Consider the following 17,681-nt stretch of genomic DNA (forward strand, 5'->3'; position numbering starts at 1 on the left):
CCCTCACTTTCCGCACCCATCAAGATATTTAATATCAGAACCCTATAAATAGCACTATTTATAGGGTTTTTGCTTTTATAAGCCTTCCTAACTATTTCCTTATTCCAGTTTCAAACGAGACCCCAGCGAGACCCCTAAAATTTGGACTTGTAGGGTCTCGCTAAAATGAACAGGTCAAAGTTAATTTAACCTAGTCGTCAAGTGAACATCTTGACAACTAGCCGGGTAAGGAATAAATTGAATAAATAAATAAAGCACCACCACTATGAACACCACTATCACCCTACACATCTATGCACGGGCGGCAAAAGCCAATGCAGCAGGCCTTCATCCCCTTTATGTACGGATAACCATTGATGGGAAAAGAACAGAATTTTCCAGCAAGAAGTTTATCAATCCCAAGCATTGGGATCAAAAGATGATGAAAATGAAAGGCAACACCGAAGAAGCCCGTTCAATCAACAGTTACCTCGAAAAGCTAAAAGCCAAGATCACACAAACGCAGATTGTTTTAGAATATCAGGAAATCGCGCTTACACTAGAGAGTTTTATGCATGTATTTATCGGCAAAAGTGCCGAGCGAGAAAGAACCCTGATTCCCGTATTCGAAGAGCACAATAAACGCCTCTTTTCCCTCGTAGGCATAGAATATGCCCAAGGCACTTACGAACGGTATCAAACCTCTCTGCAACATACTAAGGAGTTCATTCAGTATCAATACGGAGTAAACGATATCGCATTAAGTAAAATAGACCACCGATTTATAACCGATTACGATTTTTATCTCCGTACCAAGAGAGCATGCGGAAACAATACCACGGTTAGGTACATCAAAAATTTCAAGAAGATCATCCTGATCTGCATAGCAAACGGTTGGATACAAAAAGATCCCTTTCTAAACTATAAAACCAAAATACAAGAAGTAGAACGCGACATTCTTTCACAAGAAGAACTGCAGCGGCTCATGGCCAAAGAAATTAATGTGGAGCGCTTAGCCGTAGTACGTGATATTTTCGTGTTCTCCTGTTTTACCGGTCTGGCCTATATCGATGTCAAACAGCTCACACCAGCCAATCTAACTAAAGGAATAGATGGACAAATGTGGATCAGTACGCACCGGCAAAAAACCGATACACTTTCGAAAATACCCCTACTCGATACTGCCAGACTTATTATTGAAAAATACCGGAATCATCCAAAATCCGGAAATGAAGGTACGCTGCTTCCCATCTTGACCAACCAAAAGATGAATGCCTACCTTAAAGAGGTCGCCGCCATTTGTCATATAAATAAGGAACTCACCTTTCACTGTGCACGGCACACCTTCGCTACAACTGTAACGCTATCCAACGGCGTACCCATAGAAAGTGTCTCCAAAATGCTCGGCCACAAAAGCATCAAAACCACACAGCATTACGCCAAGATCACCGACCGCAAAGTTGCTAACGACATGGAAAATCTGAAGAAAATTCTAAATCACACAGGAAAGTTACCTAATACCGACAAAAAATCGGGATAAAATCCGCTTTAATGCAAAATGTATCATTAAAATGGTGCTCTTAATTTTTAAACAGATACTGATCACCTTTTAGACCAATACTTTATGCATGAAACACTTTTAGCCATAAATGAAGAAATACGAGATTATGCTAAAAAAACAGAAGAGCGCTACAAAAACGATTATTCAAAATTGTCGGAACTGTCCATTCAATACGTTTCAGAGCGATTACAATGGGCCAAACAAAAATTCGAACAAAACATTAACCTTACAGCGGATGAAGAAATTTTCTACTTTAAACATATCAAATCTCACCTATTGGCTTTAATCCAATATTATGCACTCGTGCAGAAAGTCGAACTGAAGAAACCACCTTTACAGAAAAAGAAACTAAAAGAATATTACCTAAAGGCCTTGTATAAGGTAAAAAAGAAATTGAGGAAACGCCAGTTCTTCTATAACTATTACAAGGCCAATCTGGATCAGTTGGATGATCACTTATTTAAAAGGATCGATCACGACCTGTTCTTCCACGCAGGCTCTTATATCCTGGATATCGATAAACGGAAAAGTACGCCTACCCTTCACATATTTGCCCAGGTGGAAGCTTATGAAATGCTTCGGCATTACCTCAAAAAGAAGATCAATAGCTTTAGCAAAGCAAAAGAGGAAAAACTGCTGGGCAAAATCAGCCGCCCGCTACAATGGACCACTTCTAAGACCGATCTGATCGAACTCATCTATGCACTCCACGCTGCCGGCACCTTTAATAATGGGAAGGCGGATATTAAGGAAATCGCCGAATACTTCCAGCAGATTTTTGATGTTGAGCTGGGTCAGTACAACCGGGTATTCTATGATATCCGTGCCCGCAAAACCAGTAAAACGAAACTGTTGGATAACCTAAAGGACGTTTTACTTAGACGAATTAAAGATACTGATAACGAGCTATTTATATAAAAATTTCTCACAACTTGTTAACAAGTTGTGAGAAATCGAAGTATTTAATAGGCAATTTTACTGCTCACCAAATAACATAAATCTTATGGCAGTAGAAATCATTACTAGAGAAGACCTCATGTCCTTTAAGCATGAACTATTGAACGATCTAAAAGACCTGTTATCTACCACAAAAGTAAACCAGCAGAAAAAATGGTTAAAGACAAGGGAAGTCATTAAAATACTTCAGATTTCACCGGGAACCTTGCAGAATTATCGAATCAACGGTACGATTCGTTATACCAAATTCGGCAATACCATTTACTATTCGCTCCAGGAAATTGAGCAGTTGCTCGAAAAAGGAAGCAATGCCAATAACGTAGGTATCTAGCTCATTCATCTTTAATCACCCTTATCATGAACTACATAAAACAACTGACCTACTTTTTCAATAAGGCCTCAGCAGATGCGGATTTCACATCGACACATTTGAGTCTGTTCATCGCTTTATTTCAACTTTGGAACCAGGCCCGTTTTGCCAAAACGATACAGATCATCCGGGATGACGCCATGCGATTGGGGAAGATCAATTCCAAGGCGACTTACCACAAAACGATGGCTTATCTGCATAAAAAAGCGTATATCGATTACCGGCCATCTTATAATCCTTTTAAAGGGAGTACGATATCCTTCTTTCCAGAGAATCCCATCCAAGCCTCTTTACCAAATGAACCCGTTCAAATCCTGACCACAAGACCATTAGACGAGCCATATATAGATAGTAATACTATCTCTAATAATACTAATAGTAAATCTTTATTGATAGATAAGAGGAAAAACAATAAGCAGGAAATTGCCGGTTCAAGTAACGAACCGGTATCCCTTCCCGAAAAATCAGAGAGCTTTCCGCAAATAGAAAAGAATATTCCGCCACTTCCTAGTGAAGTGGAAAGCTTTTTTATTGCCGAAAAATCGACCGAACAGGAAGCGCAGCGTTTCATCAATCACTACACGGCCAATGGCTGGCTGGTCGGTGGGAAAAGTCCGATGAAGGACTGGAAAGCTTCGGCCAAGAATTGGATCTCAAACAGTATCAATTTTAACAGCAACAAAAATTATGGAAAACCTAACCGTGCCCAGCAGCTTAATGCCAATACCCGAAAGAATTATTTCGAGCCGCTATGATTACCAGAAAGTCTTTCAGTTTATGGAGATCAAAGGAAAGGAGCTTTACGGCCGGAAGTTTCAGCTGTGTGTAGAAGATAAGCCCATCCTGCTGAAATTGGCTACCTATTTCCTGCGGGATAAGGAATTATGTCGCGATCAACAGATCGATCTGGATAAAGGCATTATGCTTACTGGACCGATTGGTTGTGGTAAAACATCGTTGATGCATATTTTGCGGTTTTTAAACGGAGGACAATACCGCTACCTCATGAAAAGTGCGAGAGATATCACGTTTGAATTTATCCAGGAAGGATATGAAATCATTCATCGGTATAGCCGTGGTAAACTTTATACTAGTGAGTACCGTAATTATTGCTTTGATGATCTGGGGACGGAGAATAACATTAAGTATTTTGGTAACGAATGCAATGTAATGGCCGAGATTCTATTATCCCGCTATGATCTATTTGTTTCTAAACGCCTAGTGACACATATTACGACCAACCTTTCTGCGACCGAATTGGAAGAAGCATATGGTAACCGGCTACGTTCACGCCTCCGGGAAATGGTCAATCTGATCGGTTTTGATAAAGATGTGAAGGATAAGAGGAAGTAAAGGTTCGTTAGCGATTTGTCAATCACTTTTAAAATAGATTATGGCACCGATCTTCTCATTGCCTTAAATAATTCGAGGCGGATCCTTTAAGCGTTAAACAAAAAAATGTCTATATTTGAAGTGCGAACAATACTAAAAAGTCACTACAATGACAACAATTATGTTTAACAATACGCCTGGCAGAGAGCAGGTGCAAGTCCTGCACATTTCCAGACTTTTTGGGTGTTCGCAGCACTGTCAGGCTACTTATTTTAATTTTTCAAAAAGTTATGCGAACACCCGAGAAAAAGAAAGTAAGCAGACAACCGGAGGTGAGAAGCTTAAAAATCCAACCAGTCATCAGATTTAACCAATTCAGTCAGACAACCGTTCCGGTTATCAGATTAAGTGGGCATTGGCTCGACAAATTAGGCTTTAGTCCCGATCAACGTGTTAAGGTCACAACAATGAATAAATTGCTTATCATTAGTTTGGATGAGGATTAAGATTAAAAGCCGCCGGTTCGGATTGGATTGGCTGCTTTTTGTGATAACCTCAATTACGATGTAATTGACGCATCTAATGACGCAATTCAATTAACGTTCATTAAAAAGGCGTGTTCAGCAAAACTGAACACGCCTTTTTAATGAACAAGTTGTCTATACAGAAGACTACCGACCCAAGGCCTTTCTACGCTCTATTTCAGCTTGCAGGCTCGTAAACCATTCCTGATATACCTCTGGTTCATAAATCATTTGCTCTTTCGTGTCCTTATTGACCTGTCCCCAGTAACCATTACGGCTAGATTCAGCGCCTTCGTACATGGTAATTTTTACTTCGGTTAGGCTATCGTTGACGCCTTCTATATAAAACATCGCTTTAGAGGTATTGGCATCTTTTGCGGTCCCGAGCCAAAAGCGTTGAGAAGCGGCATTTTTGTTTTCAATGCGCTTACTGGCATTGATAAGACCGGTTTCTTTATCCGCACGATCTACGATGTAGCTTTCCGATTGGAGCAAACTAATGACGGATTTAAAAACAAGTTCTTGGTCCGACTCAAATTGTTTGGTGGTCATCATCTTCACCTCAGCGGGTGATTTCGTAACCATCTTGGTAGCACAGGATGCGAACAGTACTACATTACATACTAGTAAAAGTATTCTTTTCATATTTATACATTTTGAAAGGTTAATAAGCGGTTGATACAACGGAGTAATCTTCTACAATGTCTTTTTCATCGAAGGTGATGATGAGATCAAAAGATTTACTGGTACTACTTTGACTGGCACGCTGGCCGGAGAAAAAGTCGGTCGAGCCTGCTTTATGTTCCACAGACATCCGGTTATAACTCCAAACTTCTTTATTTGATTTATTTTTGGATACCAGATTAGGGGCACCAAAGAGTTTCAGGATTTCATCTTGCGAAGTCTGTCCTTTTTTTAACTGGCTTTTCACCACACCTATAGTAAGATTGCTTTTCTGCGCATTGCCTTCTGTGCCATATTTATAGCTCTTGCAGGCACTTACCGAAAGAATCAAGAGACTTGATAGTAATAGTTTATTCATCTGTTTTTATGTTTTGCCAAAAGTATTTAATCAGGAAGTGCAAATATTACGGAAACCCGTAAGACAAGCATTTTTCCTATGTGTAACTTTAGGCCAAAGTAAAAAACGATTGATGTACCCTATGTGCACAGTTTCCTGTATAGCTATGCACATCCACTGCATTGGAAAACGTATCTTCGTGTATCAGATAAATCAATATGGCCACCAATAAACACGCAATTATCCGTTATGAAGCATTGGATCGGTGCTTTTCCAATAAGGGTCGAAAATTTTTCATCGATGATCTGATCGTTTACGTATCGACAGCTATCGAAGAATATAGTGGGTCGAAGGCTTCTATATCACGCAGACAGATCTTCAAAGACATGGATTTCATGCGCAGTGAAGCCGGATTTCGCGCACCGATCGAATCCTACAAGGAAGGGAAAAAGACCTACTACCGTTATTCGGACAGAAACTATTCGCTTGCTATGCAACAGATCAATCCAGTCGAAGCCGATCTTCTGAAAACGACATTGGATATGCTTGGGAGATTTAAAGGGTTGCCACAGTTTGACTTTGTCCAAGAACTGGCCTTGAAATTAAAAAAGAGTTTTCAATTGGAGGATTTAGGTGATTGCATTTTTTTTGATCAGAACGAGTATCTTAAAAACCTGCATCTCCTTGGCGATCTGTTAAAAATTATTCAGAATAAACAGGTACTACAGGTACGGTATCAGTCATTCAATCAAGATCGGGAAGAAAGTTTTCTACTTCATCCTTATTTCCTAAAACAATACAACAAACGCTGGTTCTTATTCGGCCAACGGGAAGATTTTGAAAACTGGAGTAGCCTGGCTCTAGACAGAATCATTGATTTCTCCATTGAGCACGATGAGGTCTATAAACCAGCAAGTACTCATCCGGATGATTATTTTGAAGATCTGATTGGCGTAAGTAAACCCATCGAATTAACTGCTCAACTTATTCGGATCAAAATCAATAAGAGCCTTTGGCCTTATATCGACTCTAAGCCGCTACATCCATCCCAAAAGGTAATAGAGAAACAGAAAGATTATACAATTATACAGCTCGATGTAATTCCAAACTATGAATTTTATGCACAGATATTGGGTTTCGGGCCGGCGGTCAATGTAATTCATCCAGAAAGTGTTCGACTCACAATGAAAGAAAAGTTGATTGCCATGTTGGATAATTATTCTTAGTTATTTGCACCCTCAAAAAGCGTATCTCGCGCTATTGCGGAAACAATCCGATTTTACCCAATAGAAAAGACTTTTCAAGAGGCCGCCGTTGTATATTTTTTATTGATTACGCTAATTGGAATTAAAAAAAACGCCATGGCGATTTACAACAGAACCGTTGTTTTTACCAAAAGAGAACTTACATGAAGGCAGCATTGTAATGAAAGCTGACTGAAATGAAGTCTGCTATTTGAAAAATTCAGTGAGTGTTATCCAACCCCACCCTACGGTTGTACAAGCAACCTCATATTTTTTGATAGATTGTTGTTTAAACAAAAACAAGATTTCGAGACTATTTTATATGCATTACCAGTGAAAGATAAAACATGTACATTTCTGGACTTACAGCAGACCATTGTAAATGGCATATAATTTCTGACAGGAAGCTCGCTATTGTATCCCTTTCGGAGCCAGACATTGTATGGCAATCGGTGAGAGTATATAAACTACCTCACCCCACGGTTGTACAAGCAACCTCATAAATAACGAAAATCTTCAAACCTACGTTTCGACAACAAGACTATTGCAAAATTTCAGCTTTATTTAACGAGTCTATTGCGCTAGACAAAGCGTCTTCAGTGAGTACTTTATGAATCTCACCCTACGGTTGTACAAGCAACCTCAAATATGCACCCACGTTTCACAGCAAGGCTATTGTATATTAGCAAATAATCTGGTTAGCCATCTTACGCGAGACCACCATTGCAAAAAGTATTCAGCGGGTGCCTTTTAGCCCCACCCTATGGCTGTACAAGCAGCCTCTATTATTTTCAAAGAACTTTCCAAATGCATGCAGTGATGACTACGGATGATTTGTTGCCAAAATAAGATGGCTTTTAAAAATGAACAAGCAGTGACGAAAGAAACCCTATTCCTCAATCACCTGTATACCTGCTTTCTGCGCTTTATAAGCTATCTTTTCTTTTAGACCGTAATAACTCCAATTGCGAAGCAAAAATTCTTCTTCTTTCGCCATTTCCTCTTTTTGCTGCTGGTTTACCAATAGTAGCGTACCGGCTTGGGTTTTGATGCAGATATCGATTAAACGTCTGCTGTAGAGGTGTAATCGGTTGTCGACATACCTAAATTCTTTCTCGCTGTAGTGTTCCAAGCTTTTCAGTTTCCTTTTTCTACCTTTACCAGAGCGGTTGAAAGCGGCTCCACGTTGCAAACGGTGCCTAGCTGCCTGGATAGCCAACCGTCTGTGTAAAAACTCTTCTTTACTACCTATCTGAAAATGGGCTTTTCCAACCTTTGCTACAATCGGATGCTCGATAGAAAGAGAAGCTTCCGCTATGATGGAATCTTTTAATTGATGGTCGTCCTGCTCCATAGCAAACGTAGCCAGTAAATATAGTTTTCCCTTTTCAATCTTAATGGCACTCGTTCTCAATCCAATTGTTCCAGCCAGCGCCCTTTGCAATAGGACTTTTTTGTCAGAACGGTCTTTGCCCAGATAAGTCTTGAAAGGAATTTTGAAAAGCGTAAACAAATAATCATGTCCTTGTTCGCTATTTTTAAGTTTCAACTGATCAGCACCAAAAGGCATGGGGATGTTACGTTTGTAATTGGGCAAGGTTTTTTCTCCCTTCCAATAAGCATTCCTTTCTGAATTATATAGGCTGTTCAATGAACTGTTGAGGTTAGAAAAAATATTGGAAGGCATTTTCCCTAAAAACTTGCTGGAAAGTATCCGATAGGTGGTATTCATACGAGAAGAGTTCAAAATGCCATCTTCTTCCTTTTTATGATCGGCTAATTTTACCTTCACCTCTTCTGTAAAATAAATCAGATCTTTTACGCGATCCTGCACGTAAAGATTGGTAAAAATGAGATTGGCCGCTTGAGCGGTCATCCATTGCCAGTCGTACAGTTGTTTATAATAGGCATCCTTCTGCTCTTTGTCTTCACAATCCACATAAATCTGGATTTTTCTGGTAAGAATAATCGTTTTCTTTTCCATGGCGAACAATATTAAGCTGATTTTTTGCCCTTTTTGATAACAGCATGCGCCTGCACAAAAAGTGATTTCACTTTACTGTCATCCAAATGGAGTGATTCGGCAATTTCTTCGAAAGAATATTGCAGGTCGTAACGCAGCATCAAAATCTGTGCTTGCTCATCGCTTAGCATCCCCTCTGCAATCATTGGTTTGGTACGCATAGCCGTTTCGAGTTTTCGACTATCGGACAGAGCGGCCTTGATATTGGCGATGCAGTTTTCAATGCGCTGCCCCACTTCGTAATCGGAGATACCTCCCAAGTGGTATGCAATACGCTCGTAGTTAAATTCATATTTCAAGCAGAGCCGTATAAAAAGCTGTTGTTGCTGGTTCAGTTGTGGTATCAGTTCGTTCACTTGGGTTAACTGTTGCTTTTTCTTTTCCTCCAACTGTTCGAGGTATACAGTGTCCTCCTCAAATGCTTCTTCCATTTCATAGCCCAACATAAAGTCCTGAAAATCGTCAATGCCATCTAGACGCAACATGCTTCTATGGAAACGATAAATGGTTTTGCCATAATAAGCTGTAGCAGCTTCCCTGACCTGCTGTCCTAAAAACTGATGGATATGGTTTACATCCTGCAAAATATCACGCATAACCCATAGGCGCAAAAAGGCTTCTTGGGCAATGCTATTTGCTACCAGATCTTCCTTCACCATACGCATAGCCCGATAGGCATAATGAGCATAGTAACAAATATAAAAATAGGTCAGGCCAAGTTCATTTCCATCTTTTAATAAATGATAGTGCTCTTCTGCTTTCTTTTTGGTTTTTAGTAAAGGTTTATTCATAAATAAGGTTATTCTGTTCAATATTGATTATTAGGCCTACTGCACAAATTTTCTTACTTTTACAAAAGTAACGGTTACCTCAAAACGTAACGATAGTAAAAAACCATAAGCCGTTGTTTTTTACTGCGGCATAATCAGCGGAATTTAAAAATATTGACAGAAATTAGGGCTTTATTAGATTACTTAACGAACAAAATGAATGAGAACAACTTTCCAAGATGATGATAAACCGCATTTAGGCCGTAATGTACAGCGTATACGGGAAATAGAAGGATTGAAGCAGTACGATTTAGGGTTACGTTGTAATGGTTGGAGCCAGCAACAGATTTCAAAACTGGAGCAATCGGAATTTATTGACGATGCCAATCTGGCTATTCTGGCCGAAGGGCTGGGCGTTACACCTGAGTTTATTAAGAATTTTAAGGAAGAGAAAGCGATATTCAACATTCAAAATAATAATACTTTCACTGTTTCCGATTCAGCTGCTGGAATTAACAACCAGCCAACCATAACCCATGATGCCGCGGATAAGCTTGCTGCGCTATTAGAAAAATTTATCGAAGAAGACCGCGCTAAAACCGAATCCATTGCACAATTAAGTAGAGCGGTATTAGACTTAGCGGAAGAGGTGAAACGATTGAAGAAAGGTAATTGAAAGTATAAACTTCATTTTCCATACCATGACCAACAGACAGGATAAGCATTCTAAATGGGAAAAAGAAGTTTTTTCTGGGTTTCTTAATGTTTATAAACGGCAGTATGGCATTGCGTTAGCAGGAGAAGTTATTTTTGGCGATGCACCTGACATTCAATTAAAAATCGACCAAAAGAAAATTGGAATAGAAATTACGCAAGGATTTCCGGATTCAATGGAGCAGAAAGGTTCAGACTTAAAATCAACTGATATATCGCAACGTGATTTTGGCTACTATCTTTATGAAACTTTGAAAGGAACGATTGGTTTTGATGATTTTGAATTAGATATCGAATTTTCCCGAATACAATTAATAAAACGGCAATATCAAGCTTTAGCTCAACAGTGCCTCAACGAATTACAGCGGAGTGGTGCATTAGCTAGATTAAAAAGTGGAGAACCCGTAAACGTTGAAAATCTCGGTCAATTACCCGACCAAATAGACCAGCTTAATTTTACAACTCCTTCTTTATTGAAAGGTTACGTTCATTCAGGAGGACGGGCATTATCGCCGTTCAGCGATAAAGAACTTACCCCTATTTTAATTAAAAAGCACGCCAAGTTAAAGGAATATAAATCCTGCGATGAGTACTGGCTATTGATTCACATCAATAGTTCTATGCCTGATGCTTTTAGGAATACGGATATTAGGTTGCCTATTCAAACACTTTTCACAAGAGTGTATCTTTATTGGGATAAGAGCGAAATTATCCCTTTAAAGGACTAAATCTAACCAATTCTAACCCAAGAAAAGATATTGCATACATAAGTCATATTCCAAAAAAAGCCAAGATGAAAAGAACTGTGTTTTTACTCGGAGCAGGGGCTGCAATAGATTGGAGCGGCCCTTCCACACTGTATTTAACAGATTTTCTTAGAGACAAAGGCCCAAAAAATAGATCAGGTAATTATATAACCAATGTGCTACTTGACAAATTCAATGAACGGCTCCCTGCAAAAGAAAAACTCAATTTTGAAGGGTTAATTGATATTGTGGAACAGTGCTTCCAATATTGGAGCAATAGTAGCAAAGGATCAGCAACGATCTCAAAGCTCCTGATTGATCGGAATCATAGCTTTTGGTCTGAAGTGACCAACTTGGATTATATAAATACTTTATCGGAGACACGGTCTGTCTCCAGTATTAAGAAAGCAAAAATAACAGACGAAGCTAAGTTTTTTGCAATACTGCTTGTTAAAATTTATGCAGGTATTAATGAACAGATTAGCAATTACGGCCGGTGTAATGCAAAAAGCAATAAAATAGGTATTGAGGAGAACGACATTATTAACCAACTCGCCTTGGATTATTTTTCCAGCCTTTCTGGGGATAGCTATTTGCGGATATATTCGCTTAATTATGACCGCGTCATCCAGTTTTTGTTCCAAAGACTTGATCTTCGGGCTTTCCAGGGTTTTTACCCGGACAAATTAATCCCAGAGGCTTACAACGATAAATATCGAGTAGATACAAAAAGAATACTTACTTCTTTCAATGAGCATTGCATTTATCATTTACATGGGAATTATGCCTGGGGCGTAGAAGGAAAAAATCGTAATCAGTTAGATGGTTATAGTGTCTATAATGGATACTATGGTAATATCAACACTAATAGCGCTTTTGCCGTAATCGAATCGGAAAAAAACAAACCGCTCTTCCTTTCCAATATTGTTACGGGATATAGCAAAACGCAACGGACCAATCTAAGCCCTTTTAAACAAATGGCTTCTGCCTTTGATATGGATTGTCACCAAGCCGATGAAATCATTATTGTTGGTTACTCTTTTGGTGATTTGCATATCAATGACACCATTCGGCAAGCCAAAAAAGCAAACAAAGATTGCAAAATAACCATCGTCACCTATGCTAAAGATACACAAGAAGAGCAAAAATTTAGAAGCATGGTAGCCAAAAGTTTACTTTCAGATTTGGCCAAATACAACCAATTTATATTTGATAATGGCAACAAAAGTTCCTTTGCAGAACAATTCAACCTCACGATCATTTTCAAACCGTTTAAAGAATATCTAGCAAATTGTATTGACTGTTAAGGAGTATTTTTCAATACCTTTAACCTTATAGCATTCGCTGCCAAAAAAGTATTTTTCATTTAGCCATGATGGAATAGGCTGGTTTATTTATCATTGGTACATAAAAAAACGACCCAAATGCAGTTCTTATGAAATGCATCCGGGTTCTGTTAGCACAAAGGTATGCAAAAATTATATTGCGAAAATGTTTTTGAAACTGATTTTCTAAAAAACATATCCCACACCCAATTCTTGCTAAAGATGAGCCATTCAAAATAACGGCAGCCCTTACGGGAAACCGTAAAATCCACCCATTGCTCTCCATTATCTTAGCTGGCAATAACAGCGATGTTACTATGCACATCTACTGCATAGATGCCTTTCATCTTTGTACAAGTAATTATTAAATCAATCATCAAAAAAAAGAAAAAACATGAAAGCAAAGTTTACCACTATGATGATCATTTTCACCCTGATCACCTTATCCTTAAATGCACAGGAACCAAAACGACGAGGCTACATCGGCATCAGTCTCGGTCCTTCATTCCCCATGGGCGAATTTAAGAATGAGGGAATGGCCAATACCGGACTTAATCTTTCGCTGATTAATTTTGGCTATTTTTTCAGTGAGCATGTAGGCATCGCCGCTAACTGGTATGGGGGTGCGCATAATATCGATGTCAGCTACCTTGGTTTGTCTGACGGCATGTGGTATTACGGCGGATTGTTGGCAGGGCCATTGTTCAGCATACCAATCAGTGAAAAGGTAGACTTTGACTCCCGGTTACAGATCGGTTATTCCGTAGCCAACATGAAATTGGAAGGGTACAAAGTTGACGGTACCGGATTTGCCTACAATGTGGGTATCGGCATACGCACGCATTTGGCAGAAAAATGGTCTTTATCATTCAATGTAGATATGCTTAGCGCCAATAATAAGGGAGATTATATGGACAGAAAGATACAGACCATCCAGCCTACCGTGGGTTTGAGTTACCGCTTGAGGTAACGTTTACCGATTTAAACAGATCAACCAAAATGATTACCTTTATACCATTAAAAATGTACCGTTAAACAAGACGGTGCATTTTTTACCATCCCTATGGGAGGAGGCTTTTTAATTTTGAATTTTAATTTAAACCATGATCACCGGAGAACTTAGATCCCAAATCGATAAAATATGGAACGACTTCTGGACAGGAGGTATTTCCAACCCCTTAACTGTTATTGAACAGTTTACCTATTTGATTTTCCTCAAACAGCTGGATGACCGGCAAAAGCTGATCGATAAAGAGAAAACCGTTCTAGGGAAATCAAATAAGAAGGACATTTATAACCCGGAGCAAAATAAACTCCGTTGGTCGTATTTTAAGGAGTTGGATCCCGAAAAGATGATGGAAATTTTCCGCGTACCACAAACCGACTTGGATAACCTCACCGCTTTTGATTTTATGCGTACGCTGGGTGCGGATGGGGGTAAGTTTTCGCAATATATGCGGGGTGCTACCTTTATGATTGAAAGTGCAAATCTTTTAGATAGGGTAGTGCAGCAAATCGATAAACTTCCTTTGCAAAATCGCGATACCAAGGGTGATTTGTACGAATACATGCTCAGTAAAATTGCAGAGGCTGGAACCAACGGGCAGTTCCGCACGCCAAGGCATATTATCCGCATGATGGTCGAGCTAATGCAGCCGCAGCAGGATGATTTGATCTGTGATCCGGCCATGGGAACAGCCGGATTCCTGGTCAGCACCGCTGAATATATTCAGGAGAAACACGAGGACTGGTTTCTGGGGAAAAACTTCCGGGACCATTTTTATGGAGAAATGTTCAATGGGATGGAGATTGACCCATCCATGTTACGCATTGCTTCCATGAACCTGCAATTGCATGGCATTGAAAACCCGGTATTATTTTCGGGATCTTCTTTGGCAGAACGCAACACCATTGCCAGCAAATATTCGTTGATATTGGCTAACCCGCCATTTAAAGGGGCGTTGGATTACAACGAAGTGGAGAGCTCCTTACTCCAAACCACCAAGACCAAGAAGACTGAATTGCTATTTTTAAGCTTAATCTTGCGGATGCTGACCTTAGGAGGACGAGCAGCGGTCATTGTACCGGATGGCGTATTGTTCGGGTCATCGGGTGCGCATAAAGCCATTCGTCAGGAGCTGGTGGATAATCAGCAGTTACAGGCGGTGATCTCTATGCCATCAGGAGTATTTAAACCCTATGCCGGGGTGAGCACGGCGATATTGATCTTTACCAAAACCAATTCGGGCGGAACTGACAAGGTATGGTATTATGATATGAAAGCCGATGGCTATAGCTTGGATGATAAGCGCAGCGTGATTGCTGTGAATGATATTCCGGATATTGTTGCACGCTATAAAAACCTGATTGGTGAAGCCAATCGTACCCGAACGGAACAATCGTTTTTTGTCCCTGCGGATGAAATCCGTACGAATGGCTATGACCTCAGTATTAACCGCTATAAAGAGGTAGTATATGAGGAAGTGGCTTACGAGAAACCGCAAGTCATCTTGGAACAGATAGCACAGATTGATAGTGAACGCCAAGCATTGTTGAACGAATTAAAGGAGCTGTTGTAATATGTGGGAGAAGGTGCAACTAAAAGCTATAATTGAAAAACCTATTTCTGGAGAATGGGGTGACGATGGGGGTAACATTAAAATTATTAGAACCACAAATTTTACTAATAACGGCATCCTTGATCTTACTGACGTTGTATCTAGAAATATTGGCCTAAAAAAAGTGCAGAAGAAACGACTTTTTAAGGGTGATACAATAATCGAGAAATCGGGAGGAAGTCCAACCCAGCCCGTGGGCAGAGTAGTGTTTTTCAATGAAGAAGCTATATACTTATGCAATAATTTCACAAGTATTATTCGGCCTAAGCAAAATGTTTTTCCAAAATATTTGTTTTGGTTTTTATTCAATAACCATATATCAAAAAAAACATTAAAATACCAAAATAAAACTACCGGTATTATTAATCTGAAGCTGGAAAACTATATTAATGAAATAGAAATCCCTCTTCCACCTCTTCCCATCCAGGAAAAAATAGCGGCTATTATAGATAAGGCCGATGAATTACGTAGAAAAGACCAAGAACTGCAAAAGAAATACGATGAACTGGCGCAAGCCATCTTTATCGATATGTTCGGCGATCCGGTGAAGAATGAGAAAGGTTGGGAGGTAAAGAAGTTGGGGGAAATTTGTAGAAAGATTACGGATGGTACTCACCATTCGCCAAAAAACACAAATGAAGGTTATAAATATGTTACAGCAAAACATATTAAAAATTGCAAATTAGATTTTAATTCAAATCCAACATATGTTTCCGAAACAGATCATAAAGAGATTGTTGGAAGGTGCAACCCTGAATTTCAAGATGTATTGTATATTAAGGACGGGGCAACAACTGGCATGGCAGCCGTAAACACATTGACAGAAGAATTTAGCATGCTTTCGAGTCTTGCATTATTTAAGCTCAATAAGAATTTTATAAATCACGATTACCTGACATATTATCTGAACGCAGATTTTGTGAAGGAGAATTTAATTAGAGAATTTATGGCTGGAGCTGCGATAAAAAGATTTACACTTCAAAAAATAAAAAATTTTAATATTTTACTTCCTCCGCTCCATCTACAACAGGCCTTCGCAAAAAAAATTGAGCTTATTAACGAGGTAAAAGCAAAGACCAACACAACGAAATCGGAAGAATTATTTCAATCCTTATTACGGCGGGCTTTTAAAGGGGAGTTGGTGGACCAATATTCTGTTCTATGAATCAAATAACGAAGGGCCAACATTACGTTTGGCGACATTATTTAGAAAACTGGCAAGTAGATAATAAAGTCTGTAGAAAATCAAAAGTTGATGGAAAAACAATTTCAACGAACTCAAAAAACGTCCTCAAGGAAGGATATTTCTACGAATTGCCATTTTTGACTCTTCAGGAACTTATTGAATTGTGGAATTTTTTAGAGGTATATAGTTTTCCGGAAGCGTTGGAGCTAAATTCAGTTTTCTATAAATTGATCTTTGATCTTTCGCGGCTTGGGGATTATAAGGATGAAGAAGAAGTAAACATAATCGCAAAACATGGTTTAGAAACCTTTTTTACAAATATTGAAGACTACGGCAAGGGATTGATATGTTGCAAAATAGATGATGACATCAGAAAATTTATAGCAGAGAATGGAGACAAAGCGATAACGTTTATTTTGTTTCAATATTTTCGAACCAGAAAAATGCGAGATAGCCAGCGTGCAGTACTCAATCTTTCAGGTAGTATAAAAACTGCCATTGATATTATGTTACCTGTTATTTTCGCTAATAATTTAACACTTAAATTATCCCATAAGTGTAATTTCACAATTTTGACAAATAAAAGCAAAGATGATTTTTTTACCAGCGATCAGCCTGTTATGAATATTAAAGGAGAAATTCTTGACGAAGATGGCAACGTAAAGCAACTGGAGTTGCTTTATCCAATCGGCCCGAGAATAGCCTTGTTGATTTCATTTGAAGAAAGGGAACAAAAGGTGATTTCGGAAGACATCGACGATTCTCAAATTGACTTCTATAATGACTGTATTGTTAACAACGCCCACCAGTATGTTATTACTAGCAACGAAAAGTTGTTTGACAGATATATTAACTTTTTTAGGAATGGTACTTAAAATAGAGCAATAGATTATTTTGAATAAGTAGTAGATTCCAGACGCAAACAGGAAAAGAGAGAATTTCAGAAGCACAACGCTGATGGAAGTCCCGTGAAAGCGTATGGCACAGATGTCGCAGTCAGCTATGCCCAAAGCAAGACTTATAAAATTAAAATTATAGATAGAGATCATTAGAAGATTTGTGAGTGGACAATCGTACTAAAACCAAAACATGTATATTTGATTGTCATTTTTTCAAAATAATTTAGCTATACCTAAACTTTGTGAGAAAATTTTCCATACATTTGTCAGCATACGTAGAACCAGGAACTAAGATACCAGTATACGATTTATATACTGATGAAACGTGTGTGTGTAATCTTCCCTTAAAACAGCTACGATTATTAATGTAGTTTTATAATTTAGGGGTAATGAAAAGAAGTAAGTTTAGCGA

General features: G+C 38.9%; 18 protein-coding genes. 14 read left to right on the forward strand and 4 right to left on the reverse strand.

The features are described 5' to 3' along the window. Positions 1-265: 265 nt before the first annotated feature. The 6 genes from EPX21_RS17960 to EPX21_RS17985 all read left to right on the forward strand — a co-directional run bounded on the left by EPX21_RS17960 (position 266) and on the right by EPX21_RS17985 (position 4,705). Entirely contained in the window at positions 266-1,519 is a 1,254-nt protein-coding gene (locus EPX21_RS17960; protein ID WP_134091066.1) for a site-specific integrase, read from the forward strand. An 84-nt stretch (positions 1,520-1,603) separates the two neighbouring features. Next, positions 1,604-2,458, forward strand: a complete 855-nt coding sequence (locus EPX21_RS17965) for an RteC domain-containing protein (protein WP_134091067.1) — start codon at positions 1,604-1,606, stop codon at positions 2,456-2,458. An 85-nt stretch (positions 2,459-2,543) separates the two neighbouring features. Next, on the forward strand, positions 2,544-2,828 hold the full coding sequence (locus EPX21_RS17970; RefSeq protein WP_134091068.1) for a helix-turn-helix domain-containing protein: 285 nt from the start codon (positions 2,544-2,546) through the stop codon (positions 2,826-2,828). A gap of 26 nt (positions 2,829-2,854) precedes the next feature. Further along, a complete protein-coding gene (locus EPX21_RS17975; RefSeq protein ID WP_206106103.1) occupies positions 2,855-3,622 on the forward strand; it encodes a hypothetical protein in 768 nt (255 codons plus the stop codon). Between the two features lie 22 nt (positions 3,623-3,644). Further along, positions 3,645-4,220, forward strand: coding sequence for an AAA family ATPase (locus tag EPX21_RS17980; protein WP_240768724.1), 576 nt, complete (start codon positions 3,645-3,647; stop codon positions 4,218-4,220). Between the two features lie 269 nt (positions 4,221-4,489). Beyond that, on the forward strand, positions 4,490-4,705 hold the full coding sequence (locus tag EPX21_RS17985; protein ID WP_134091069.1) for a SymE family type I addiction module toxin: 216 nt from the start codon (positions 4,490-4,492) through the stop codon (positions 4,703-4,705). Positions 4,706-4,870: 165 nt separating this feature from the next. Here EPX21_RS17985 and EPX21_RS17990 read toward each other — a convergent pair whose 3' ends face one another. Both EPX21_RS17990 and EPX21_RS17995 read right to left on the reverse strand, forming a co-directional pair. After that, complete coding sequence (locus tag EPX21_RS17990) at positions 4,871-5,368, reverse strand: hypothetical protein (protein WP_134091070.1); 498 nt, start codon at positions 5,366-5,368, stop codon at positions 4,871-4,873. A 19-nt stretch (positions 5,369-5,387) separates the two neighbouring features. Next, entirely contained in the window at positions 5,388-5,765 is a 378-nt protein-coding gene (locus EPX21_RS17995) for a hypothetical protein (RefSeq protein WP_134091071.1), read from the reverse strand. A 197-nt stretch (positions 5,766-5,962) separates the two neighbouring features. On the opposite strand from EPX21_RS17995, the gene EPX21_RS18000 reads away from it, so the two are divergent. Then, positions 5,963-6,970, forward strand: a complete 1,008-nt coding sequence (locus EPX21_RS18000) for a YafY family protein (RefSeq protein WP_134091072.1) — start codon at positions 5,963-5,965, stop codon at positions 6,968-6,970. Between the two features lie 907 nt (positions 6,971-7,877). Here the strand turns inward: EPX21_RS18000 and EPX21_RS18005 are convergent. Next, positions 7,878-8,972, reverse strand: a complete 1,095-nt coding sequence (locus tag EPX21_RS18005; RefSeq protein ID WP_134091073.1) for a hypothetical protein — start codon at positions 8,970-8,972, stop codon at positions 7,878-7,880. Positions 8,973-8,983: 11 nt separating this feature from the next. After that, a complete protein-coding gene (locus EPX21_RS18010) occupies positions 8,984-9,802 on the reverse strand; it encodes a sigma factor-like helix-turn-helix DNA-binding protein (RefSeq protein ID WP_134091074.1) in 819 nt (272 codons plus the stop codon). Positions 9,803-10,001: 199 nt separating this feature from the next. Here EPX21_RS18010 and EPX21_RS18015 point away from each other — a divergent pair, with 199 nt between their 5' ends. The 7 genes from EPX21_RS18015 (at position 10,002) to EPX21_RS18045 (ending at position 17,245) form a co-directional block, all read left to right on the forward strand. Continuing rightward, entirely contained in the window at positions 10,002-10,457 is a 456-nt protein-coding gene (locus EPX21_RS18015) for a helix-turn-helix domain-containing protein (RefSeq protein WP_134091075.1), read from the forward strand. A 25-nt stretch (positions 10,458-10,482) separates the two neighbouring features. Next, positions 10,483-11,223: a hypothetical protein gene (locus EPX21_RS18020; RefSeq protein WP_134091076.1), complete on the forward strand. Its 741-nt coding sequence runs from the start codon at positions 10,483-10,485 to the stop codon at positions 11,221-11,223. 65 nt (positions 11,224-11,288) lie between these two features. Continuing rightward, positions 11,289-12,548 carry an SIR2 family protein gene (locus EPX21_RS18025; protein ID WP_134091077.1) on the forward strand — a complete coding sequence of 420 codons (1,260 nt, stop codon included), beginning with the start codon at positions 11,289-11,291 and terminating at the stop codon, positions 12,546-12,548. Positions 12,549-12,960: 412 nt separating this feature from the next. Next, on the forward strand, positions 12,961-13,536 hold the full coding sequence (locus EPX21_RS18030) for an outer membrane beta-barrel protein (protein ID WP_134091078.1): 576 nt from the start codon (positions 12,961-12,963) through the stop codon (positions 13,534-13,536). A 133-nt stretch (positions 13,537-13,669) separates the two neighbouring features. Then, positions 13,670-15,145, forward strand: coding sequence for a class I SAM-dependent DNA methyltransferase (locus EPX21_RS18035; protein ID WP_134091079.1), 1,476 nt, complete (start codon positions 13,670-13,672; stop codon positions 15,143-15,145). A 1-nt stretch (position 15,146) separates the two neighbouring features. Continuing rightward, a complete protein-coding gene (locus EPX21_RS18040) occupies positions 15,147-16,349 on the forward strand; it encodes a restriction endonuclease subunit S (protein WP_134091080.1) in 1,203 nt (400 codons plus the stop codon). Further along, complete coding sequence (locus EPX21_RS18045; protein ID WP_134091081.1) at positions 16,346-17,245, forward strand: DUF4238 domain-containing protein; 900 nt, start codon at positions 16,346-16,348, stop codon at positions 17,243-17,245. Before EPX21_RS18040 ends, EPX21_RS18045 begins: the two co-directional genes overlap by 4 nt. The last annotated feature ends 436 nt before the right edge of the window (positions 17,246-17,681 follow it).

The organism is Olivibacter sp. XZL3, from assembly GCF_004368405.1.
GTDB lineage: Bacteria > Bacteroidota > Bacteroidia > Sphingobacteriales > Sphingobacteriaceae > Olivibacter.